Raw genomic sequence first — 19924 nt, 5'->3', positions numbered from 1 at the left:
GCCCCCCCCCCCCCTGCCGTGTCGAGAGCCATTGTGGTTATCGGGCTGGCGATGCGCCAACCAAGGCTTTCTATCCTGCGGATAGGCGCTCTGTATGTGCGCCCAGTCCCAAGCGATGGCCAGCCCGAAGGAATATGGGAACGCCATCGGATCAGGCTCGCGTGTCAGAAGCCGGTGCGGTTGTGGCAGTATTCGACGGCCGACACTCCGATGCCCGAAGCGATGAAGCCTGAAGATCTCGAACGCCTGGTGACCCAGACGATGCCCTACGGTAAGTACAAGGGCCGGTTGATAGCCGACCTGCCGGGTAATTACCTCAACTGGTTCGCCCGCGTCGGCTTCCCGCCTGGCAGCCTCGGCCAGCTGCTGGAGCTGATGCACGAGATCGACCACAACGGGCTTTCAGCGCTGTTGGAACCCTTGCGCCGCCGCAACGCCTCGCGCGGCTGATCGCCGGCGAAGTGCCTACCGTCACGGTTGCTCGGTTTGCTCGCGCAACACCTCCAGGGCCGGCGCGGCATAGATGCCTACTTCCACCGCCAGCTCCATCAGTCGTGGCACATCGCAGGTGTAGACCAGCACCGCCTGCAGCTCATCGTCCAGCGGCTCGCTGAAGTCCACCAGCACGTAGCCACCTTTCTCCGGATACAGGCTGCTCAGCTGCACCTGAATGCGGTTCAGCGCTGTCAGCGGCTCGGTCTTGGCGAGCTGCTTGGGCTTGAGGACGAAGGTCACGCTGTCGCCGAAGGACGCGACGATCTGCGTGAACAGCTCCTGATAATCATCAGCCTGGAACAAGACCGTCTCCGGCAGGCTGCCGACCACCACCCATTCGCCGAGAGGAATGGGAAAGCTGTCGTCGTAATTGATGTCCGGGTTGGCCTGTAGAAATGCCTGCGGATCGGCGTACGCCTCCGCGGCTTCTGCCGCGACGCGGCCAATTTCGTCGTCGGTCATGCAGCCGGAGCTGATAAGGCTGATCAGTGCGGCAAGTTGGTCTTTCATGGGGGTTCCTGCGCGAGTGAGCACGCAAGGATAACCAAGGTCGTTGTCTCGTGTGCACCGCTGGTTGCACAGTGGGCCGCTGTGTCTGGTATATGCAAAGCAGTTCTAAGCTTATTCTGTTTCTGGAGGGCCGCCGTGGCGATGTGGTAGCGTCGCTTCTGCGACAAGCTGCCGCACACCATCGATAGACCCCGCGCGTCGGCGAAGACCACGCCGGTGGCGGCAAGCATAACTACAACCGCTGATGAGGCCCTTTCATGAAACTCACTCACTGGCCCCTGGCCGGTGTGGCTGCGTTGTTACTGACGATGCAGGCACAGGCTGCCGATGGGCAAAAGATCTACGCGCAGGGCGGCGCCAACCCTGCGGCGATGGCGTGTGGCACGTGCCACGGTGCCGATGCGATGGGGATGGCGGCGGCCGGCTTTCCGCGCCTCGCCGGGATATCCGCCGGATATACGCGCAAGCAGCTCGAGGACTTCCGCTCCGGTGCCAGAAGCAATCCGGTCATGCAGCCGATTGCTGCGGCCTTGAGCGACGAAGAGATGGATGCCGTGGCGGCCATGCTCGAAGCCAGGCCTGCGCCGGTTTTCGCCAGCATCGGTCGGGCGGAAAAGGCGGAAGGTGTGGGGCCGCGCCTTGCCCTTCGTGGTGCCTGGGAACGCAACATTCCCGAGTGCGTAGCCTGTCATGGTCCCGCTGGCATTGGGGTCGGTGAGAGCTTCCCGCCGCTGGCCGGGCAGTCGACGCAATACCTCAGCGCGCAGCTCAATGCCTGGCGTCAGGGTACGCGCAAGAACGATCCGAACGATCTGATGGGCCATATCGCCCGCGCGATGACCGACGACGAAGTGCAGGCCGTCGCCGAGTACTTTGCCGGCCTGGAGCACAAGGGGGGCAGCCAATGAGAACCTACTGGTTAACGATGCTGGCCATGGCGGTCAGCGGTGCGTCGCTGGCGGCCGAGATCAAGATGGACGACCAGTCCCAGCTGACACAGAAAGCCGCCAAGGGCGCAGGTGAGAACTTCTTCCAGCCACCGCAGGAAAAGGATCTGCCGGCCAACGCCTATGGCGAGCTGGTGCAGCACGGCCGGGCGATCTTCGTCGACACGCAGAAGTACGCCGCCGAATACGTCGGCAACGGCATGAATTGCACCAATTGCCACCTCGATCAGGGGCGCAAGGCCAACTCAGCGCCGCTGTGGGGCGCGTATCCGATGTATCCGGCTTACCGGAAGAAGAATGACAAGGTCAACAGCTACGCCGAGCGGATACAGGGCTGTTTCCAGTTCAGCATGAACGGCAAGCCGCCGGCAGCCGATAGCCATGTGATCAATGCCCTGACGGCCTATTCCTACTGGCTTTCCACTGGTGCTCCGACAGGCCAGGAGCTGCCGGGGCGGGCCTATCCTGAAGTCCCACAGCCCAAAGGTGGTTTCGATATTGCCAAGGGCAAGCAGATCTATGCCGAGCAGTGCGCGGTCTGTCACAGCGACAACGGCCAGGGCCAGCAGGCGGGTGGCGCGTATGTGTTCCCACCGTTATGGGGCAAGGACTCGTTCAACTGGGGTGCCGGGATGCACCGGATCAACACCGCCGCGGCCTTCATCAAGGAGAGCATGCCGCTGGGCAAGGGTGGTTCGCTCAGCGACGAGGATGCCTGGCACGTGGCCGCATACATGAACAGCCATGAGCGGCCGCAGGACCCGCGTCTGGTCGACGGCTCGGTGGAAAAGACGCGGCTTCGCTACCACGCCAACGACGGAGTGAATCTCTATGGACAGGAGGTGGATGGCGTCGTACTTGGACAGGGCATCAAATAGAGACTTAAGTACATCATTGAGGACAGAAGAGAGCGCCATTCGGCGCTCTCTTCATTTTCGGACTGATCGGTCACATTCGGATGTGACAAAAGACTTAATTACCTACCCGTTATAAGCGCAATGTTACGGATTCTTTCAGATTTTCATGCACAATAGCCGCCATAAGAGGCGCTGGAATGATCGTGACTGGCCGAGTCCTGTTGCTGCCGTCCCAACGTCAGAAACGATCAAGCCATTCGAGAGGAACGACCGTGTATAACGTCGTCATCAGCGGTACCGGCCTTTATACCCCTGCCAACAGCATTTCCAACGATGAACTGGTGGAGTCCTTCAACACCTACGTTCATCGCTTCAACAGCGAGAATGCCGCTGCCATCGAGGCCGGCGAGATCCAGCCGCTGCCCGAGTCCAGCTCCGCCTTCATCGAAAAGGCCTCCGGCATCAAGAGCCGCTACGTTACCGACAAGGCCGGCATTCTCGATCCCGAGCGCATGGTTCCGCGCATTCCCGAGCGCAGCAATGACGAGTGGTCGATTCTCTGCGAGATGTCGGTCAAGGCAGCCGAAGAAGCGCTGGCTCGCGCCGGGAAGACCGCTGCGGATATTGACGGCGTGATCGTCGCCTGCTCCAACCTGCAGCGCGCCTATCCGGCAGTCGCCATCGAAGTGCAGGCGGCACTGGGGATCAAGGGTTTCGGCTTCGACATGAATGTGGCGTGCTCGTCGGCCACGTTCGGCATCCAGAACGCGGTCAACAGCATCAAGCTGGGCCAGGCGCGCGCGATCCTGATGGTCAACCCCGAGATCTGTACCGGGCATATGAACTTCCGCGATCGCGACAGCCATTTCATCTTCGGCGACGCCTGCACCGCGGTAATCATCGAGCGCGAAGATCTGGCGACCTCGGCGCAGCAGTGGGACGTCATCAGTACCAAGCTGGTGACCGAGTTTTCCAACAACATCCGCAACAACTTCGGCTTTCTCAACCGTGCTGCCGAAGAGCACATGAACGATCCGGACAAGCTGTTCATCCAGGAAGGTCGCAAGGTGTTCAAGGAAGTCTGCCCGATGGTGGCGGAGCTGATCGGTGAGCACCTGGCGGAGAACGACATCGCTGTTGAATCGGTGAAGCGTTTCTGGCTGCACCAGGCCAACCTGAACATGAACCACCTGATCGTGCGCCGCCTGCTGGGCCGCGACGCCACCGAGGAAGAGGCGCCGGTGATCCTCGATACCTACGCCAATACCAGTTCGGCCGGCTCGGTGATCGCCTTCCACAAGCACCAGGACGACCTGCCCAGCGGCAGCCTCGGTGTGCTCAGCTCATTCGGTGCGGGCTACTCGATCGGCAGCGTGATCCTGCGCAAGCGCTGATCGTCAGTGCTGGCCGTAGGTTGCTCGTAGGGTGCGCTTCAGCCCACCATGACGACCGCGGGCAGCGGGCCTGATCAGCCGGTCAGTTCACGCATTCGTTGCAGAACGGCATTCATGCCGTTGCTGCGCGATGGTGACAGCTGTCGTGACAGCCCCAGGCTGGCGAACCAGTCGGCCATATCCACCTGTGCCAGCTTATCCGCGTCCAGGCCATTGACTCTTGCCAGCAGCACCGCCAGCAGGCCGCGGATGAGTCGGGCGTCACTGCCGGCACGAAAATGCCAGCAGCCGTCCTGTCGTTCGCCGACCAGCCACACGCGGCTTTCGCAGCCCGATACCTGATTCGTTTCGCTGCGTTCATCTTCATCCAACGGTGCCAGCCGCTCACCCCATTGCATCAGCAAACGTGCGCGCTGCTCCCAGCCGGGCGCCTGGCTGAATGCCTCCAGCGCTTCGCCAGCGGCTTGCGGCAAGTCGCTCATCGCAGTAACTCCAGGGCCTGATCGAGGGCGCTAAAGAAGCGCTCGAGGTCGGCACTGTCGTTGTACAGCCCGAGCGAGACGCGTGTCGCGCCATCCAGACCAAGGTGTTTCATCAGCGGCATGGCGCAGTGATTGCCGCTGCGCACCGCGATGCCCTGTTCGGTGAGCAGATGCCCCAGGTCGGAATGATGCACGCCTTCGACAACGAAGCTGGCCAGCGCAACCTGCGGCGAGCCGAGCAGGCGAACGCCGTTGCGTGCGGCAAGCCCGGCGAGCAGCTGGTCGTGCAATGCCCGCTCGTGACGCTCGACCGCAGCAACGTCGAGTCCAGCCAGATAGTCCAGCGTGGCGCCGAGACCGATGACGCCGGAGATCGGCGGCGTGCCGGCCTCGAAGCCCAGGGGCGCGGCATAGAACTCGGCGTGTTGATAATCGGCGATGCGCACCATCTCGCCGCCGAACTGCCAGTGACGCAGCTGCAGCAGCGATTCGCCGCGGCCGTACAGTACGCCGACGCCATCCGGCCCGTAGAGCTTATGGCTGGAGAGCACGTAGAAATCGCAACCCAGCGTGGTCATGTCGTGACGGCCGTGCACCACGCCCTGCGCACCGTCGACGATGGTCAGCGCACCTTGGGTCTTGGCCAGGTGCAGCAGGTCGTCCAGCGGTTGCCAGCCACCCAGCACGTTGGACAGCTGACTCACCGCCAGCAGTCGGGTACGCGGCCCGACCAGCGCGGCAGCTGCGGCCAGGTCGATGCGCCCGGCGGTATCGATCGGTAGCACCTGCAGTCTGGCGTTGCGCCGTTTGGCCAGCTGTTGCCAGGGCAGCAGGTTGGCGTGATGTTCGAGGGCGCTGATGACGATCTCGTCACCGGCTCCGATCAGATGTTCCAGTCCGTAGGCGAGCAGATTCAGCGCTTCCGTCGCGCCGCGGGTGAATACGATTTCAGTGGGCGAAGCCGCGTTCAGCCATTTCGCCACCTTGATGCGGGAGTCTTCATAAGCGCGAGTGGCGCGTTCGGCGGGCTGGTGCTGGGCGCGGTGCACATTGGCGGCGCCGCAGGTGTAGTAGCCGCTGAGAGCATCGATCAGTGCCTGCGGCTTCTGTGCCGTGGCGGCGCTGTCGAGATAGGTCTGGCCTTGCGCTTCGAGTATCGCCAGAGCAGGGAAGTCGGCGCGCCAGGGAGAAAACAGGGCCATAAGCGGCAAACCTCCAGCTGCAGGGGATGCGGCAAGGCAGGCGCTCATGGCTCGCAGCTTGCCGCTGCTCCTGCTCAGTTATGCGCGTGCAGCGCCTCGTTCAGCTCGATGGCCGACTTGTGGGTCTTGCACTCGACCGCGCCGGTCTGCGAGTTGCGACGGAACAGCAGGTCGCTCTGACCGGCCAGCTCGCGCGCTTTGACCACTTTGACCAGTTTATCGCCGTCGTCGAGCAGGCTGACCTTGGTGCCGGCGGTGATGTACAGGCCCGACTCCACGGTGTTGCGGTCGCCCAGCGGGATGCCGATGCCGGCATTCGCGCCGATCAGGCAGCCTTCGCCGACGGAGATGACGATGTTGCCGCCACCGGACAGGGTGCCCATGGTCGAGCAGCCGCCGCCGAGGTCAGAACCCTTGCCGACGAACACGCCAGCGGAAACGCGGCCTTCGATCATGCCCGGGCCGGCGGTACCGGCGTTGAAGTTGATGAAGCCCTCGTGCATCACGGTGGTGCCTTCGCCCACATAGGCACCGAGGCGAATGCGCGCGCTGTCGGCGATACGCACGCCGGCAGGGACCACGTAATCGGTCATCTTCGGGAACTTGTCCACCGAGAAGACTTCCAGCAGATCGCCCTTCAGGCGTGCTTCCAACTGGCGCTCGGCCAGTTCGCTCAGGTCCACCGCGCCCTGGTTGGTCCAGGCGACGTTGGGCAGCAGCGGGAAGATGCCGGTCAGGTTCAGACCATGCGGCTTGGCCAGCCGGTGCGAAAGCAGGTGCAGCTTGAGGTAGGCCTCGGGGGTCGAGGTAAGCGGCGCGTCTTCGGCGAGCAGAGTGGCGACCAGCGGGCGCTGGCTTTCGGCCAGGCGGGTCAGCAGCGCGTACTGGGTAGCGTCGAGCGGCTTCAGGGCATCGGCCAGCTGTGCAGCCTGGGTAGTGGTGATGCTGATTGCCTGATTGCCGCCGGCATAGCCGAGCAGTGGGGCGACGGCAGCTACCAGCTCGCCGGCAGGTTGCAGCAGCGGTTGTGCGTAGAAGACTTCCAGCCAGTCGCCTTGACGGTTCTGGGTGCCAACGCCAAAGGCGAGGCTAAATAGGGTTGCGGACATAGAATTTCCTTTTTGTCGGCCGCGCCGTCTGTTGGGCGGCTATCAGTTCGGCGCTGCCACTTCGGCAGCGTAACGATCGGGCTTGAAGCCAATCAGGGTCTTACCGCCCAAGTCGAGTACAGGGCGTTTGATCATCGACGGTTGGGCCAACATCAGCTCGATGGCCCGGGCCTGGTCAAGATCGGCCTTTGCAGCGTCGTCCAGCTTGCGGAAGGTGGTGCCTGCACGGTTGAGAACGGTCTGCCAGCCGTGCTCATTGCACCAGGCTTCCAGGTGGGTGCGGTCTATGCCGACGCTCTTGTAGTCGTGGAAGTCGTAGTCCAGTCCGTGTTCGTCGAGCCAGGTACGGGCCTTTTTCATCGTGTCGCAGGCTTTGATTCCGTATAGGCACAACCGCTGATCTGATTCGGACATAAACGACTCTCCAAGACTCCTGCAAAACTGGACGGCGAATTATGCCACGCCTCGCCGAGCTATGGAGGCGAGCATGCCTTCTCGCCTCGAAGAGCGCTGCGCTGCAGGTGGCTCGCGAACTGTCTCTCTCATCCCTTCCCCGTCTCGCCTAGCGCCTGCTCGATCGCCTGCTCGTTCAGCGGGCGCACGACGCGCGCGAGCTCCTGGCCATTCTTCAGCAGGATCAGGGTCGGCCAGAGCTTGACCCGAAACGAGCGTCCCAGCGGGCGGCCCGGGCCGTCCTCGATCTTCAGATGACAAATGCCGCTGCGCTCAGCCAGGGCCTTTGCCAGTAGTGGCTGAGCTGCTCGGCAGTGGCCGCACCAGGCAGTGCCGAACTCCAGCAGCAGCGCCCCCTGCATGGCGTCGACCTCTGTACGGCTGGGCTCGTTTTGTACGTAGTGTTCAGTCATGTTCATGGCAGGTTCTCCGTGTGCCTTCCAACGTTCGAACTTGCCGCCGGGCCGTCGTTCGGCGAGGGCTCTCGACCTTTTACACCGATGGTGTTGTCCATTGATGACAATCGCAACGGTGAGGTGACGAGTAATGGCACGCAAGCATTTCGAGAATTTCGAAGCGATTTCTTCGGCGGTGCCTGCCGAGGATGCGTTCGAAGCGGTTATCGCCATCAAACGGCGCGACAGCGACGAGCATGTACACGTATTCAAGATCGCAGATGGCCGTCGCTACGATCTGGCGTCCGAGGCCGACGCGATTGCCGAGGCAGCTTTGACTAAAGTTATAGAGGTCAGCGACGAAGGCGAGCTGATATGGGAAGAACACGCCATCTGAACAGGAGGCAGCACATGAGCGATCACGACGAGCGTACCGAGGAGGCGCTTGATAAGGCCAATCCCACATCCCGCGACGAGCATCAGGGCGCAGACATACCCGAGCACATGAAGCCGGAGAATCTGGAAAAACTGCGCGACTATGGCAAGGATGCGATCCCGCCGGGCGTTGCCTGAACGTCATCAAGCCGGGCGGCCAAGCCGCCCGGTGCGCAATCAGAGCGTTTCGATGAAGTGGCGAATGCGTTGCGCCGCCTCGATGCATTCGGCCAGCGGCGCAACCAGTGCCATACGCACGCGGCCGACGCCGGGGTACATGCCGTCCACTTCGCGCGACAGGTAGGAACCCGGCACCACGGTGACATGCTCGCGGGCGAACAGCTCGCGGGTGAACTGTTGATCGTCCATCGGCGTTTTCGGCCACAGATAAAAGCCACCATCGGGGCGTTGCACGTCCATGACCGGCGCGAGTATTTCCAGCACGGCATCGAACTTGGCGCGATACAGCTCGCGGTTGGCGCGCACGTGAATCTCGTCGTTCCAGGCAGCGATGCTCGCCAGCTGGGTCTGCACGGGCATGGCGCAGCCATGATAGGTGCGGTAGAGCAGGAAGGACTTGAGGATCTCGGCATCACCGGCGACGAAGCCCGAACGCAGCCCCGGCAGGTTCGAGCGCTTCGACAGGCTATGGAACACCACGCAGCGCTTGTAATCGGTGCGGCCCAGTGCTGCACAGGCGGTAAGCAGCCCTGCAGGTGGACTGGCCTCGTCGAAGTACAGCTCGCTGTAGCACTCGTCGGCGGCAATGACGAAGTCGTACTGGTCGGCCAGCGCGATCAGCTTTTTTAGCGTCTCCAGCGGCACCAGCGCACCGGTCGGGTTGCCCGGAGAACAGAGGAAGAGAATCTGGCAGCGCTGCCAGACATCCACCGGCACGGTATCGAAGTCCGGGTTGAAGCCGTTCTGCTCGAGGCATGGCAGGTAATGAGGCGTGGCGCCGGCGAGCAGGGCTGCGCCTTCGTAGATCTGATAGAACGGATTCGGGCTGACCACCAGACCGTCCGCTGAGCGATCCACCACGGCCTGGGTGAAGGCGAACAGTGCCTCGCGCGTACCGTTGACCGGCAACACGTGCTGCGCCGGGTCCAGTGCATCTGCGGCGAGGCCGAAGCGCCGCTCGCACCAGCGCGCGATGGCTTCGCGCAGCGCCGGAATGCCGAGTGTGGTCGGATAGACCGCCAGCTGATCAAGGTTATCGGCCAGTGCCTGGGCAACGAAGTCCGGCGAGCGATGCTTCGGCTCGCCAATCGACAGCGCGATGGCACGCTTGTCGGCAGGCGGCTGTGCGCCAGCGAGCAGGCCACGCAGCTTCTCGAAGGGGTATGGGTGCAGCAGATTCAGGGCGTTGTTCATGGATGCAGTTCTTTCAGGATGAGCGCGGCGAACGCCCCGCATTCGTGAGATCAGTCGTCGCGTGCGCCACCGTAGTAGGCGCAACCGCGCAATGTCTGGCCGTCCAGACGGAGCTCCGCACTGAGGTGGCTGACCGTGCCGCTGGCACTGTCGACACAGCGCTGCGGTGCAACCCACAGGTCAAGGCGCTGCTGGTTGGCCTCGCTGGTGAAACTGAGCTGGCCACCGGGAAGCTGCTCTTCCAGATAAGGCAGGGCGATCGGTGATTGCCCCGGCCGAACGAGCAGCATGCCGCGGGTGGTCACGGTCAGCATCCAGCCTGGTTCATGACCGCTGGCGCGCAGGATCAGCTGCTTGAAGTTCTCCTCGCCACAGCCGTGGCCTTCGCGCTGCAGGCGATAGATGCGGGTCAACGCGAGTTGGCCAGTACCGTCCGGTTCGGCCTGACTGAGGGTGCCGCGCAGGTCGGCGAACAGTGCATCCTGATCATCGACTAGCAGCACCTGCGCGTCGTCCTGCAACCCGGTGTCTTGGCTCAGCAGTTTCAACGTCCGTTGCCCCTGGCAGCTCTGCAACTGAAGCTGGCCCTCGACTTGTCGAACTTCACCTTGCAGGCGTTCGGTTGCTGCCTTGGCCGGAGGGCGCTCGGCGAAGAATGACTGGCAACCGGCCAGGGACAGGAGCAGTGCAATCAGCAGGGGGCGTGAAGAGGTCATCGGAAAACTCGAAGCAGGTGGGAGGCGGCGGTCGCGAAGGCCCGCCGCGATGACTCAGTTGCCTTTGACGGTCTTGCCGCCGACACGGCCTTCTTCGAGCATGATCTGGTATTCCTTGCCGTCCGTCTCGACCTGATGCAGGCGGACCAGCAGGTAGTCCCAGTCTTTGGCGAACCAGAGGATGGTTTCACGCTTGCTCTGCGTTGGGTCGCGCACGCGCTCGACCTTGATGGCATCGACCTGGCCAGCTTTGGTGCTGACCTTGTCTTCGCCCAGTACGCGGAAATCGTAGGTTTCGATCTCGTCGCCATCCACCACCTGATAGCTCATGCTCTGCTTGCCGGCCGCGACTTCCTGCTGCAGCGCCAGCTGGTAGGTGGATTTGTCCAGCAAGCCGCGATGCAACGGAAGCTTGACCGGATCACCCCGGTCACTGCCTTCGACCTGCTTGTTGTCCCAGTCGAAGCGGTGCTCGACACGCTTGCCCTTGCCCAGGCCACTGCGCTTGAGGCGATAGGTCTGTGGCAGGAAGGTATCGCCTTCGGTGCGGAACGTGCTGCGCTCGTTGAGACTGGCGACCAGCATGGAGGCCTCGAAATCGAGCCTCCAGTTGCCATCGTCCAGCTGCTCGAGGCTGCGCTGAGCTGTGCCACTGACCGGAACCTGCTTCCAGTCGGCGGTGTAGCTAGCGGAGAAGGGCTTGAGCTCCAGGGCTTGGACCGGCAGGGTCAGCACGGCGAGAGCGAGCAGCAAAGCGCGACGCATGGTATCTCCTAGATTCTGATCTGATAGCCGGAGGCCGGCAGGTTGACGTCGTCCAGCATCGCGCCTTGTTCGGCGAGGCGCAAGCGCCCTTCGGCGAACCAGCGCATGGCCAGCGGGTAGATCTGGTGCTCGGCCGAATGCACGCGCCGCGTCAGCTGCTCGATGTTTTCACCAGGCTCCACCGCCAGCGCCGCCTGGATAGCGACCGGGCCGCCGTCCAGCTCCTCGGTGACAAAATGCACGCTGCAACCGTGTTCGCTGTCGCCCGCTTCCAGTGCTCTGCGATGGGTATCGAGGCCCTTGTGCTTGGGCAGTAGCGAAGGATGGATGTTCAGCAGGCGGCCCTGGTAGTGGCGGACGAAGCCTGGCGTGAGAATGCGCATGAACCCGGCGAGGATCACCAGATCCGGCGCATGTTCGTCGATTACTTCCATCAGTGCGGCGTCGAACGACTCACGGCCATCGAAGGCCTTGTGATCGAGCACTGCTGTGGGGATGTCGGCGTCTTGCGCCCGCGTCAGGCCGAATGCATCGGCCCGGTTGGAAATCACGGCGCGGATACGCGCCGGATTGTCTTCGGCCTGGCTGTCGATCAGCGCCTGCAGATTGCTGCCGGACCCTGAAATCAGCACCACCACATTGCAGCTTGCGGTCATCAGTGCTGTTTCAGGTTGTTCAGCTGGACTCGTTCGGCATCTTGCGCCGCGGTGGCGATCGTACCGATCACCCAGGGCGATTCGCCGGATGCGCGCAGATTGGCCAGAGCCGGCTCAACCTGATCCTGGGCGACGCAGATGACCATGCCGACGCCACAGTTGAGCACGCGGTGCATTTCGTGTTCGTCGACGTTGCCTTTTTCCTGCAGGAAGTCGAACACTGCCGGGCGCTGCCAGCTGGCGACGTCGATGATCGCCTGGGCGTTGTCAGGCAGTACCCGTGGGATGTTGTCGAGCAGGCCGCCGCCGGTGATGTGGGCCATGGCCTTGACCGCACCGGTGTCCTTGATCAGCTTGAGCAGCGGCTTGACGTAGATGCGCGTCGGCGCCATCAGCAGGTCGGCCAGCGGCTTGCCGTCCAGCTGGGTGTTCTCGATGTCGGTGGCGGACACTTCGAGGATCTTGCGAATCAGTGAGTAGCCGTTGGAGTGCGGACCCGAGGAAGGCAGGGCGATCAGCGCGTCGCCCGCGGCGACTTTCGAGCCGTCGATGATCTCGCTCTTTTCCACTACGCCGACGCAGAAGCCGGCCAGGTCGTAGTCTTCACCCTCGTACATGCCAGGCATCTCGGCGGTTTCGCCGCCGACCAGCGAACAGCCGGCCAGTTCGCAGCCGGCGCCGATGCCGGTCACCACGGTGGCGGCCACGTCGACGTTGAGCTTGCCAGTGGCGTAGTAGTCGAGGAAGAACAGCGGCTCGGCACCACAGACCACCAGGTCGTTGACGCACATGGCGACCAGATCCTGGCCGATGCTGTCGTGCTTGTTCAGGTTCAGTGCCAGGCGCAGCTTGGTGCCGACGCCGTCGGTGCCGGAGACCAGCACCGGCTGCTTGTAGCCTGCCGGGATTTCGCACAGGGCGCCGAAGCCGCCCAGGCCGCCCATTACCTCAGGTCGTGCGGTGCGCTTGGCCACGCCTTTGATGCGTTCGACCAGCGCTTCGCCTGCATCGATATCGACGCCAGCGTCCTTGTAGCTGAGGGAGGGTTGCTTGCTCATAGAATCCGGACCTGTGAAAGGAGTGCGGGTGTCGACCGGTCAGGTGCTGCATCCACGCCAGGGCTAACTGTTTCCGGCTACTGGTGTTGTCACCAGAGTGGCCGGTTGACGCCGGGGCTGAGTCCACCTGCGTCGCGTTTGCCTGGGTACTGAATGTCGGGCTCGTACAAGCGCCGGAACCGGTCTGCGGAAAGCGCGCGATTTTATCAGGCTTGCCGCGCAGCGGCCATCCCGGCAGCTGCGATGGCGCGGGCGGGCCGCATTTTGAGTCGGGCATCTGTGAGGTAGGCGGTTGCCGGCTCTGGGCCGGCTGTTTAAGGTGTAGCGTCCTGTTTCCTCTACTTCCTGCCCCGGGGTCCGGCGGCCTGCGAGAATCAATCATGCGCCTTGTCTACCGCTTACTCATTCTGTGCCTTGCGCTGGGGGCGTCATTGCCCGGTCAGGCCGAACAGCTCAAGGGTCTGTATCAGGTGCGTGAGCCTGTTTCCGGCGAGCAGAGCGAGGAGCGCGCAGCTGCGTTGCAGCGGGCTTTCGATACCTTGCTCTTGCGTCTGACCGGCGATGCGCAGGCAAGCAAGCGCGAGGCCGTCGCTGAGCTGCGCAAGGACCCGCAGCAACTGATCAGCAAGTATGGTTACGAGCACGACCATATCGTCGTCGACTTCGATCCAGGCACCACGGAGCGCAGCCTGCGTAGTGCGGGCTTGTCGCTGTGGGGGGCGAACCGGCCGACGCTTCTGGTCTGGTGGCTGAACGAGCGGGTCGAGGGCACCCAGCTGCTTGGCGACGATCAGCGCAGCGCTGCGCCAGTGCGTGCTGCCGCGCAGCACCGTGGCCTGCCGTTGCGCCTGCCGCTGGCGGATCTGTCCGAACAGCTGCTGGCAACACCGGACGCATTCGGCGCGAACAGCCGGGAGACGCTGGGCGAGGCGTCCGAGCGCTACGATGCCGACGTACTGCTGGCGGTCCATGCGCGAGAAGCCGATTCCCGCTGGCAGGCTCAGTGGAACGTCTGGCTCGACGACGAGCAGCGCGACGGCAAGGCTGAGGCGGAAACCCTCGAGGGACTGGCGGATGCGGTAATGCTGTCCGTCAGTGAGTACCTGGCGCCACGCTATGTGGTTGCGCCAGGCGCCGCGTCGGACATCACCCTGGAGATCTTAGGGGCCGATGTCGCGAGATTCGCGGAGCTGGATCGCTTGCTCGAACCCTTTGGTGGCAACCTGCTGCGGGTGGAAAGTGATCGCCTGGTATATCGCGTCAACGCCAGTCCGGAGCAGTTGCGCGCTCAGCTGGCACTGGCGCGTTTGCATGAAGTCGCCGAAGACGAGGCACCACTGGATGCACGGCAGCCGATGGATGAGGGCGGTGTGGTTGGCGAGCCCGACAATGCGCCTGCGTCGCCCGAGAGCGGCACGGTGATGCGTTACCGCTGGTGATGACGCAATTCCTATATCGGCGACTGTCCTGCACGGAAGGCATAGAGTGACCATGAACGATTCGAACCGCTGGCTCTGGCTGGCAGGCGTGCTCTTGTGCGCCTGGCTGGTATATCTGCTGACGCCGATCCTCACCCCTTTTCTCATCGGCATCCTGCTGGCCTATCTCGGAGATCCGCTGGTCGATCGCCTGGAGCGCTGGGGGCTTTCGCGTACCTGGGGGGTGATCGTCGTATTCGCCCTGTTCAGTCTGCTGATGTTGCTGATGTTGCTGGTGTTGCTGCCTATGCTCGGCAAGCAGCTGGTGAAGCTCTACCAGCTGGCGCCGCTGGCGCTGGACTGGTTGCAGCATCAGGCGTTGCCCTGGGTGCAGGCGCAGTTCGGGCTGGAAGACAATTTCTGGCGTCTCGATCAGCTGAAGGCCGCATTCGCTGCACACCTGGGCAGCACCACTGACGTCCTCGGCGTGGTGTTGAGCCGAGCCACCGCGTCGGGGCTGGCCCTGCTGGCATGGATCGGCAACCTGCTGCTCATACCGGTGGTGAGCTTCTATCTGATGCGCGACTGGGATTTGATCATGCTCAAGCTGCGCAGCCTGCTGCCGCGCCGCGGTGAGGGCATGGTGGTGCGTCTGATGAGCGAGTGCCATGAGGTGATCGGCGCATTCCTCCGCGGCCAGTTGCTGGTCATGCTGGCATTGGCAATCATCTATGCGTCCGGCCTCATGCTGGTCGGGCTCGAACTGGGGCTGTTGATAGGCGTCCTCGCCGGCCTCGCCAGCATCGTGCCCTATATGGGCTTCGTCGTCGGCATCGGTGCGGCGGTGGTCGCTGTGCTCTTTCAGTTCGGGCTGGCACCTTACCCGCTGCTCGGCGTGGCGGCGGTATTCACGGTAGGGCAGATGCTCGAGGGGATGCTGCTGACGCCGTTACTGGTCGGCGACCGCATTGGGCTGCATCCGGTGGCGGTGATTTTTGCGGTGCTCGCCGGTGGTCAGCTGTTCGGTTTTACCGGTGTGCTGCTGGCACTGCCGGTGGCGGCGGTGATCATGGTTCTGCTGCGCCATGTGCACGATCTCTATAAACTCTCGGACCTTTACGCCGAGCCCGCCGGTGCACCGGCCGAACCACCCAGCCAGCCATGAAACCCATCCAGCTCCCCCTGGGCGTCCGTCTGCGCGACGACGCCACCTTCGCCAACTTCTACCCTGGCGCCAATGCAGCCGCACTCGGCTATGTCGAGCGGCTGTGTTCGCCTGCTGCGGGCTGGTCCGATGAGTTGATCTATCTCTGGGGGCAGGCCGGTGTCGGTCGTAGTCATCTGCTGCAAGCTGCCTGCCTGCGGGTGGAGGAGCGCGGAGAGTTGGCTGTCTATCTGCCGTTGGCGGAAGTGGCCGAATATGGTCCGGCCTTGCTCGACAACCTCGAGCAGAGCGAGCTGGTCTGCCTGGACGATCTCGATGCGGTGGCCGGGGACGCGGTATGGGAGGAGGCGTTGTTCCATCTGTTCAACCGTTTGCGTGACGCCGGCCGACGGTTATTGCTGGCGGCGGACGCCTCGCCGCGCGAGTTGTCGATTGCGCTGCCCGACCTCAAATCTCGTTTGAGTCTGGCGCTGGTTTTCCAGCTGCAACAGCTGTCCGACGAGGACAAGCTACGCGCCCTGCAGCTGCGAGCCTCGCGTCGTGGGCTGAATCTGCCGGATGACGTTGGTCGCTTCATCCTGACCCGTGGCTCACGCAGCATGAACGCGCTGTTCGAGTTGCTCGATCAGCTGGATCAGGCCTCGCTGCAGGCGCAGCGCAAACTGACCATCCCTTTCCTCAAGGAAACGCTCGGCTGGTAGCTTGTGGCCTGCTTGGTAAGTTCCGCTGGTCAATTTCGGCGCCCATGGCCCCGATACTGCGTTGCTGTTCCTTACCATAGCCCCGCTATGGCTCGTCGCAGCGCCTTGTCTCGCAGCCACGTTCATCCGAACTTGCCTCAACCAACTCACCGCACAGGCCACTAGGCGACGTCGGCGAAAACACTGAAGCAGTTTTCGCCGTGATCAGCTGCCCTCACGCCTCGCCCGCGGCCTTGCGTTCGTACTGATAGCTCCAGCGGGTGTAGAGCAGCGCCGCGATGAACAATGTCAGGCTCAGTCCGGCCTCCAGCAGGCCGTAGATCATCCGCGCCGGGTCGATCGCCGCGAGCACGCCCTGAATGAAGTACAGGTTGACGATAAAGCAGAGCCAGGCGTGCGCCCTCGGGCTGCCAGCGATCATCCCTGGTGCAACCAGCAATAGTGGAATGAGCTGGATGCTGACGACAACCCAGGTTCTGGCTCCGTGTAGGTCGGCAAAGGCCAGGTTCCAGACGACCAGTAGCACTGCGAGGCCGATGAAGCTGGCAAGGCTTATCGCTCGGCTGGATTTGACCCGCGGGGTCAGCCACTCCAGTGATGGCAGCGGTTTACGCTTCTTAGCCAAGGGACATCTCCAGCCGCTGTGCCGTGTGTGCCAGGCGCTGCCCGAGGGCGCGACAGAGGGCGATTTCATGTTCGTCGAGCAAACGCTTGCCGTCCGCACCGGCATGGTGACTAGGGCCGTAAGGCGTGCCACCACCGCGGGTTTCCAGCAGCCCGTTCTCGCTGTAAGGCAGGCCGAGCACCAGCATTCCGTGGTGCAGCAGCGGCAGCAGCATCGACAGCAGCGTGCTTTCCTGTCCGCCGTGCAAGCTGGAGGTCGAGGTGAACACGCCGGCTGGCTTGCCGACCAACTCGCCGGTCAGCCACAGGCCGCTGGTGCCGTCGAGGAAGTATTTCAGGGGGGCCGCCATATTGCCGAAGCGAGTGGGGCTACCTAGCGCAAGGCCGGCGCAATTCTTCAGGTCTTCGAGGGTCGCATACAGTGCACCGGCGTCGGGAATGGTGGGCGCGACCGCTTCGCACTCGGTGGACACGGCAGGTACGGTGCGCAGACGCGCTTCCAGCCCGGCCATTTCCACGCCGCGAGCAATTTGTCTGGCCATTTCGGCTGTAGCGCCGTGGCGGCTGTAGTACAGCACCAGAATGTAGGGCGTGCTCACGGCAAGATCTCCAGCACTTTTTCCGGCGGGCGGCCGATGATCGCCTTGTTGCCCGCGACCAGGATCGGGCGTTCGATCAGGCGAGGGTGCTCGATCATGGCGTCGATCAGTTCTGCTTCGCTGAGTTCAGGATTGGCCAGGTCGAGGCTTTTGTACTCTTCTTCGCCTGTACGCAGCAGTTGCCGGGCGGTGAGCCCCAGCTTGTCCAGCAGAGCACAGAGTTGGGCTGCGGTGGGGGGCGTTTCCAGGTAGCGCACGATTTCGGGCGTCAGACCGCGGGCTTCAAGCAGCTCCAGGGCGCCGCGCGATTTGGAGCAGCGAGGGTTGTGATACAGCGTGAGTTCGGTCATTTGTGGTTGCGTCTCGCCGGATGAGGTGGCCATTCTAACCCCCAACGTGGCGCTCACCGAAATGTGCAGCGCTGGTGATCCGGGCAGGCTTTCGGTCTGATCCGGGTCTTTTGACGATGAGCACTGTCGAGCCAACGGCTCCAGGCAGCTGTAACAAGGAGAAGGGATGCATCAGCGCATCGACAATGCCCTCGAGTTCGGTCGCTTCCTGGTTCGGCGCTTTTTGTCCGATCAAGGTCCGCATAGCGCGGCGGCCTTGACCTACACCACCCTGTTCGCCGTGGTGCCGATGATGACCGTCACGTTCGCCATGCTGTCGGCGATTCCCGCTTTCAAAGGTGTTGGCGAGCAGATCCAGTTCTACATATTCAACAATTTCATCCCGTCCACCGGCGCGACCATCCAGGAATATCTGCTCGCGTTCACCAGCCAGGCGCGGCAACTCACCTGGTTCGGGGTCGGGTTTCTCATGGCTACCGCGTTGATGATGCTGCTGACCATCGAGAAGGCCTTCAATACCATTTGGCGCGTACGACAGCCACGACGGGGGGTGTCCAGTTTTCTGCTGTATTGGGCGATTCTCAGCCTCGGGCCGCTGCTGCTCGGCGCAGGGTTTGCCACCAGTACCTACATCGCCTCGCTTTCGCTGATCTCGGGGCCGTACGCGCTCATTGGCGTCGGCACGCTGATCAAGGTCATGCCATTGCTGCTCAGCGTGGCGGCCTTCACTCTGATCTACGCCGCGGTGCCCAATACCCGTGTCCCGTTACGGCATGCGTTGGTGGGCGGTGTATTCACCGCAGTGTTGTTCGAGGCGGCCAAGCAACTGTTCGGCCTGTACGTCAGCTATTTCCCGAGCTATCAGCTGATCTACGGCGCTTTCGCGGCTGTCCCGCTGTTTCTGTTATGGGTCTATCTGTCCTGGATGATCGTGCTGTTCGGCGCCGAGCTGGTCTGCGGCCTGTCGTCGTCGCAGCAATGGCGCCGTCGGCCGCTGCCACGCCTGCTGGTCATGCTGATGCTGCTGCGCAACCTGCACCAGCGTCAGCAGGAGGGGCGGGAGCTGCGCCTGCGTGATCTGCACAGGGCCGGCCTGCGCCTTCCCGAGGATGAGTGGGACGACATACTCGGCTTCTTCGAACAGGAACAGCTGGTCTGTCGGACGGGTTCCGGGGGCTGGGTGCTTTGTCGAGATCTGAATCACTACAGTCTGGATAAACTATTGCGCTGCAACCCGTGGCCACTGTCAGCGCGCGTAACGTTGCCCGAGCAGCTGAACGAACCCTGGTATCCGACTTTGCGCCAGTCACTGGAGCTACTGCAGCAGGAACAGGCCAGCCTGTTCAGTGGCAGCCTGGCCGACTGGTTGCAATCGGGCGGTGACAAAAATCGTCAGTAAGGGAGTGTTTACGTGGAGGCGCTGCGCTCGGTGGCAGGTTGTTCGAGCGATCAGATGCGTACGTACAGGCCATGACGGCGTTTTCGAGGTGATGGCACGCTTCTGGCTATGGCTCGGAGTAGTTGAGGGGAAGACGTAATGGACGGCAAGCGCAGCACCATTCTGTATTTGCACCAGAGGGCGCCAGACGCGGCGCTCGAGGCATTGAACCGCCTTACCGGTCTTCGCTTTAGGCAATGGCCGGAATCGCTGGTCGTCAGGGATGATGCTCCAACCGACGCGCCGCACGCCGCTTTGGCAAGCAAGCAGTTGGAGCCGAAAAAGGTCAGCGGCTGAATCAGGCCTGGACGGCTTTCATTTCGGCGGCTACGGGCTCGACCGGGTGAGCGAACAGCTCTTCGACGGTGATTGCAGCTACCGTGGCGGCAGGACGCAGGTGAATCTGCAACTCCTCGATCTTGTGTCGGACCGGTAGCCGCGCGACGCCGGACAGCAGAATCTTGCCTGCGCCATCGGTGCGTCCGTGATCAATGATCGCTTCTCGCTGCTGCTGTCCATCGCGATATTTGGCGACGAGAGACACCATGAGCCCTGCGTGTCCCTGCAGCTGCAACCAGCTGGCGACATTGAATTCAGCTACGCGCCCGTCATAGGTAGTGAGGGCGATGGCGGCTTGCTCGACGATGCGTGAGGGTACGGTGCCGATCAGTTTGTCGTGGAGTTGGGACATGGCTTCGCTACTGGCATACGGTGGTGGGTGCGGAATTATAGGCAGTGCAGGTCCGACAAAACTGTGCACTTGAGCGCCGCCGCGCGTGAT

Annotated in this window: 26 protein-coding genes; 11 read left to right on the top strand and 15 right to left on the bottom strand. The window is 62.8% G+C overall.

Going from position 1 to position 19924, the window contains the following annotated elements; all coding sequences use genetic code 11:
• Positions 1 to 222: 222 nt before the first annotated feature.
• The gene (locus tag F753_RS42540) at positions 223 to 450 is read left to right on the top strand and encodes a DUF3820 family protein (protein ID WP_003280237.1); all 228 of its coding nucleotides are present in this window, start codon (positions 223 to 225) and stop codon (positions 448 to 450) included.
• 21 nt (positions 451 to 471) lie between these two features.
• On the opposite strand, the gene F753_RS42535 is transcribed toward F753_RS42540, so the two are convergent.
• Positions 472 to 1005 carry a hypothetical protein gene (locus tag F753_RS42535; protein WP_014821075.1) on the bottom strand — a complete coding sequence of 178 codons (534 nt, stop codon included), beginning with the start codon at positions 1003 to 1005 and terminating at the stop codon, positions 472 to 474.
• Between the two features lie 257 nt (positions 1006 to 1262).
• Between F753_RS42535 and F753_RS42525 the strand changes: the two genes are divergently transcribed.
• From F753_RS42525 to F753_RS42515, 3 genes are all read left to right on the top strand, one after another.
• A complete protein-coding gene (locus F753_RS42525; protein ID WP_023446287.1) occupies positions 1263 to 1913 on the top strand; it encodes a c-type cytochrome in 651 nt (216 codons plus the stop codon).
• Complete coding sequence (locus F753_RS42520) at positions 1910 to 2830, top strand: c-type cytochrome (RefSeq protein ID WP_031298111.1); 921 nt, start codon at positions 1910 to 1912, stop codon at positions 2828 to 2830. Before F753_RS42525 ends, F753_RS42520 begins: the two co-directional genes overlap by 4 nt.
• 251 nt (positions 2831 to 3081) lie before the next feature.
• Positions 3082 to 4203 (top strand): beta-ketoacyl-ACP synthase III, encoded by a 1122-nt coding sequence (locus tag F753_RS42515; RefSeq protein ID WP_014821072.1) that lies wholly within the window; start codon positions 3082 to 3084, stop codon positions 4201 to 4203.
• 74 nt (positions 4204 to 4277) lie between these two features.
• On the opposite strand, the gene F753_RS42510 is transcribed toward F753_RS42515, so the two are convergent.
• From F753_RS42510 to F753_RS42490, 5 genes are all read right to left on the bottom strand, one after another.
• Positions 4278 to 4685 (bottom strand): SufE family protein, encoded by a 408-nt coding sequence (locus F753_RS42510; RefSeq protein ID WP_023446285.1) that lies wholly within the window; start codon positions 4683 to 4685, stop codon positions 4278 to 4280.
• Entirely contained in the window at positions 4682 to 5887 is a 1206-nt protein-coding gene (locus tag F753_RS42505) for an aminotransferase class V-fold PLP-dependent enzyme (RefSeq protein ID WP_023446284.1), read from the bottom strand. The genes F753_RS42510 and F753_RS42505 overlap by 4 nt, the downstream gene beginning before the upstream one ends.
• A gap of 74 nt (positions 5888 to 5961) precedes the next feature.
• Complete coding sequence (gene dapD, locus F753_RS42500) at positions 5962 to 6996, bottom strand: 2,3,4,5-tetrahydropyridine-2,6-dicarboxylate N-succinyltransferase (protein WP_023446283.1); 1035 nt, start codon at positions 6994 to 6996, stop codon at positions 5962 to 5964.
• Positions 6997 to 7038: 42 nt separating this feature from the next.
• Positions 7039 to 7410 carry an ArsC family reductase gene (locus F753_RS42495; RefSeq protein WP_031298110.1) on the bottom strand — a complete coding sequence of 124 codons (372 nt, stop codon included), beginning with the start codon at positions 7408 to 7410 and terminating at the stop codon, positions 7039 to 7041.
• A gap of 128 nt (positions 7411 to 7538) precedes the next feature.
• Positions 7539 to 7868 carry a thioredoxin family protein gene (locus F753_RS42490; RefSeq protein WP_014821067.1) on the bottom strand — a complete coding sequence of 110 codons (330 nt, stop codon included), beginning with the start codon at positions 7866 to 7868 and terminating at the stop codon, positions 7539 to 7541.
• 127 nt (positions 7869 to 7995) lie between these two features.
• Here F753_RS42490 and F753_RS42485 point away from each other — a divergent pair, with 127 nt between their 5' ends.
• Together F753_RS42485 and F753_RS49765 are read left to right on the top strand one after the other, a co-directional pair.
• The gene (locus tag F753_RS42485) at positions 7996 to 8241 is read left to right on the top strand and encodes a hypothetical protein (RefSeq protein ID WP_014821066.1); all 246 of its coding nucleotides are present in this window, start codon (positions 7996 to 7998) and stop codon (positions 8239 to 8241) included.
• 14 nt (positions 8242 to 8255) lie between these two features.
• Positions 8256 to 8417 (top strand): hypothetical protein, encoded by a 162-nt coding sequence (locus tag F753_RS49765; RefSeq protein ID WP_023446281.1) that lies wholly within the window; start codon positions 8256 to 8258, stop codon positions 8415 to 8417.
• 39 nt (positions 8418 to 8456) lie between these two features.
• Here F753_RS49765 and dapC read toward each other — a convergent pair whose 3' ends face one another.
• Genes dapC through purM form a run of 5 tightly spaced genes read right to left on the bottom strand, consistent with a single transcriptional unit; the run spans position 8457 to position 12848 of the window.
• Complete coding sequence (gene dapC / locus F753_RS42480) at positions 8457 to 9653, bottom strand: succinyldiaminopimelate transaminase (protein WP_023446280.1); 1197 nt, start codon at positions 9651 to 9653, stop codon at positions 8457 to 8459.
• A 50-nt stretch (positions 9654 to 9703) separates the two neighbouring features.
• A complete protein-coding gene (locus F753_RS42475) occupies positions 9704 to 10369 on the bottom strand; it encodes a COG3650 family protein (protein ID WP_023446279.1) in 666 nt (221 codons plus the stop codon).
• Positions 10370 to 10423: 54 nt separating this feature from the next.
• Positions 10424 to 11134: a DUF3108 domain-containing protein gene (locus F753_RS42470; protein WP_023446278.1), complete on the bottom strand. Its 711-nt coding sequence runs from the start codon at positions 11132 to 11134 to the stop codon at positions 10424 to 10426.
• Between the two features lie 8 nt (positions 11135 to 11142).
• Complete coding sequence (purN, locus tag F753_RS42465; protein WP_023446277.1) at positions 11143 to 11790, bottom strand: phosphoribosylglycinamide formyltransferase; 648 nt, start codon at positions 11788 to 11790, stop codon at positions 11143 to 11145.
• A complete protein-coding gene (purM, locus tag F753_RS42460) occupies positions 11790 to 12848 on the bottom strand; it encodes a phosphoribosylformylglycinamidine cyclo-ligase (RefSeq protein ID WP_023446276.1) in 1059 nt (352 codons plus the stop codon). Before purM ends, purN begins: the two co-directional genes overlap by 1 nt.
• A gap of 380 nt (positions 12849 to 13228) precedes the next feature.
• On the opposite strand from purM, the gene F753_RS42455 reads away from it, so the two are divergent.
• From F753_RS42455 to hda, 3 genes are read left to right on the top strand one after another with little or no spacing between them, the layout of a single operon-like run.
• On the top strand, positions 13229 to 14287 hold the full coding sequence (locus tag F753_RS42455) for a DUF2066 domain-containing protein (RefSeq protein WP_023446275.1): 1059 nt from the start codon (positions 13229 to 13231) through the stop codon (positions 14285 to 14287).
• Between the two features lie 52 nt (positions 14288 to 14339).
• Complete coding sequence (locus tag F753_RS42450) at positions 14340 to 15431, top strand: AI-2E family transporter (protein WP_023446274.1); 1092 nt, start codon at positions 14340 to 14342, stop codon at positions 15429 to 15431.
• Positions 15428 to 16132: a DnaA regulatory inactivator Hda gene (gene hda / locus F753_RS42445; protein WP_023446273.1), complete on the top strand. Its 705-nt coding sequence runs from the start codon at positions 15428 to 15430 to the stop codon at positions 16130 to 16132. The genes F753_RS42450 and hda overlap by 4 nt, the downstream gene beginning before the upstream one ends.
• 214 nt (positions 16133 to 16346) lie before the next feature.
• Here hda and F753_RS42440 read toward each other — a convergent pair whose 3' ends face one another.
• From F753_RS42440 to arsC, 3 genes are read right to left on the bottom strand one after another with little or no spacing between them, the layout of a single operon-like run.
• On the bottom strand, positions 16347 to 16757 hold the full coding sequence (locus F753_RS42440) for a DUF2069 domain-containing protein (RefSeq protein ID WP_014821056.1): 411 nt from the start codon (positions 16755 to 16757) through the stop codon (positions 16347 to 16349).
• Positions 16750 to 17355: an NAD(P)H:quinone oxidoreductase gene (gene wrbA / locus F753_RS42435; protein WP_023446272.1), complete on the bottom strand. Its 606-nt coding sequence runs from the start codon at positions 17353 to 17355 to the stop codon at positions 16750 to 16752. Before wrbA ends, F753_RS42440 begins: the two co-directional genes overlap by 8 nt.
• Complete coding sequence (gene arsC / locus F753_RS42430) at positions 17352 to 17705, bottom strand: arsenate reductase (glutaredoxin) (RefSeq protein WP_014821054.1); 354 nt, start codon at positions 17703 to 17705, stop codon at positions 17352 to 17354. Before arsC ends, wrbA begins: the two co-directional genes overlap by 4 nt.
• A gap of 166 nt (positions 17706 to 17871) precedes the next feature.
• On the opposite strand from arsC, the gene F753_RS42425 reads away from it, so the two are divergent.
• Together F753_RS42425 and F753_RS42420 are read left to right on the top strand one after the other, a co-directional pair.
• Entirely contained in the window at positions 17872 to 19104 is a 1233-nt protein-coding gene (locus tag F753_RS42425; protein WP_014821053.1) for a virulence factor BrkB family protein, read from the top strand.
• A gap of 138 nt (positions 19105 to 19242) precedes the next feature.
• Positions 19243 to 19440 (top strand): hypothetical protein, encoded by a 198-nt coding sequence (locus F753_RS42420; RefSeq protein WP_014821052.1) that lies wholly within the window; start codon positions 19243 to 19245, stop codon positions 19438 to 19440.
• A 1-nt stretch (position 19441) separates the two neighbouring features.
• Here F753_RS42420 and F753_RS42415 read toward each other — a convergent pair whose 3' ends face one another.
• Positions 19442 to 19834: a hypothetical protein gene (locus F753_RS42415; protein ID WP_003299046.1), complete on the bottom strand. Its 393-nt coding sequence runs from the start codon at positions 19832 to 19834 to the stop codon at positions 19442 to 19444.
• Between the last annotated feature and the right edge of the window lie 90 nt (positions 19835 to 19924).

It is taken from the genome of Stutzerimonas chloritidismutans AW-1 (genome assembly GCF_000495915.1).
Classification (GTDB): Bacteria; Pseudomonadota; Gammaproteobacteria; order Pseudomonadales; family Pseudomonadaceae; genus Stutzerimonas; species Stutzerimonas chloritidismutans.
This window is presented reverse-complemented; position numbering and strand designations above follow the sequence as displayed.

Bases quoted from the DNA above. Each gene is read 5' to 3' on its own strand.
- F753_RS42470 (WP_023446278.1), bottom strand. From the start codon at position 11,134: ATGCGTCGCGCTTTGCTGCTCGCTCTCGCCGTGCTGACCCTGCCGGTC.
- F753_RS42525 (WP_023446287.1), top strand. From the start codon at position 1,263: ATGAAACTCACTCACTGGCCCCTGGCCGGTGTGGCTGCGTTGTTACTG.
- purN (WP_023446277.1), bottom strand. From the start codon at position 11,790: ATGACCGCAAGCTGCAATGTGGTGGTGCTGATTTCAGGGTCCGGCAGC.
- F753_RS42490 (WP_014821067.1), bottom strand. From the start codon at position 7,868: ATGAACATGACTGAACACTACGTACAAAACGAGCCCAGCCGTACAGAG.
- F753_RS42510 (WP_023446285.1), bottom strand. From the start codon at position 4,685: ATGAGCGACTTGCCGCAAGCCGCTGGCGAAGCGCTGGAGGCATTCAGC.
- F753_RS42415 (WP_003299046.1), bottom strand. From the start codon at position 19,834: ATGTCCCAACTCCACGACAAACTGATCGGCACCGTACCCTCACGCATC.
- purM (WP_023446276.1), bottom strand. From the start codon at position 12,848: ATGAGCAAGCAACCCTCCCTCAGCTACAAGGACGCTGGCGTCGATATC.
- F753_RS42420 (WP_014821052.1), top strand. From the start codon at position 19,243: ATGGACGGCAAGCGCAGCACCATTCTGTATTTGCACCAGAGGGCGCCA.
- dapD (WP_023446283.1), bottom strand. From the start codon at position 6,996: ATGTCCGCAACCCTATTTAGCCTCGCCTTTGGCGTTGGCACCCAGAAC.
- F753_RS49765 (WP_023446281.1), top strand. From the start codon at position 8,256: ATGAGCGATCACGACGAGCGTACCGAGGAGGCGCTTGATAAGGCCAAT.
- F753_RS42485 (WP_014821066.1), top strand. From the start codon at position 7,996: ATGGCACGCAAGCATTTCGAGAATTTCGAAGCGATTTCTTCGGCGGTG.
- F753_RS42450 (WP_023446274.1), top strand. From the start codon at position 14,340: ATGAACGATTCGAACCGCTGGCTCTGGCTGGCAGGCGTGCTCTTGTGC.
- F753_RS42455 (WP_023446275.1), top strand. From the start codon at position 13,229: ATGCGCCTTGTCTACCGCTTACTCATTCTGTGCCTTGCGCTGGGGGCG.
- dapC (WP_023446280.1), bottom strand. From the start codon at position 9,653: ATGAACAACGCCCTGAATCTGCTGCACCCATACCCCTTCGAGAAGCTG.
- F753_RS42505 (WP_023446284.1), bottom strand. From the start codon at position 5,887: ATGGCCCTGTTTTCTCCCTGGCGCGCCGACTTCCCTGCTCTGGCGATA.
- F753_RS42475 (WP_023446279.1), bottom strand. From the start codon at position 10,369: ATGACCTCTTCACGCCCCCTGCTGATTGCACTGCTCCTGTCCCTGGCC.
- hda (WP_023446273.1), top strand. From the start codon at position 15,428: ATGAAACCCATCCAGCTCCCCCTGGGCGTCCGTCTGCGCGACGACGCC.
- F753_RS42535 (WP_014821075.1), bottom strand. From the start codon at position 1,005: ATGAAAGACCAACTTGCCGCACTGATCAGCCTTATCAGCTCCGGCTGC.
- F753_RS42540 (WP_003280237.1), top strand. From the start codon at position 223: ATGAAGCCTGAAGATCTCGAACGCCTGGTGACCCAGACGATGCCCTAC.
- F753_RS42520 (WP_031298111.1), top strand. From the start codon at position 1,910: ATGAGAACCTACTGGTTAACGATGCTGGCCATGGCGGTCAGCGGTGCG.
- F753_RS42425 (WP_014821053.1), top strand. From the start codon at position 17,872: ATGCATCAGCGCATCGACAATGCCCTCGAGTTCGGTCGCTTCCTGGTT.
- F753_RS42495 (WP_031298110.1), bottom strand. From the start codon at position 7,410: ATGTCCGAATCAGATCAGCGGTTGTGCCTATACGGAATCAAAGCCTGC.
- arsC (WP_014821054.1), bottom strand. From the start codon at position 17,705: ATGACCGAACTCACGCTGTATCACAACCCTCGCTGCTCCAAATCGCGC.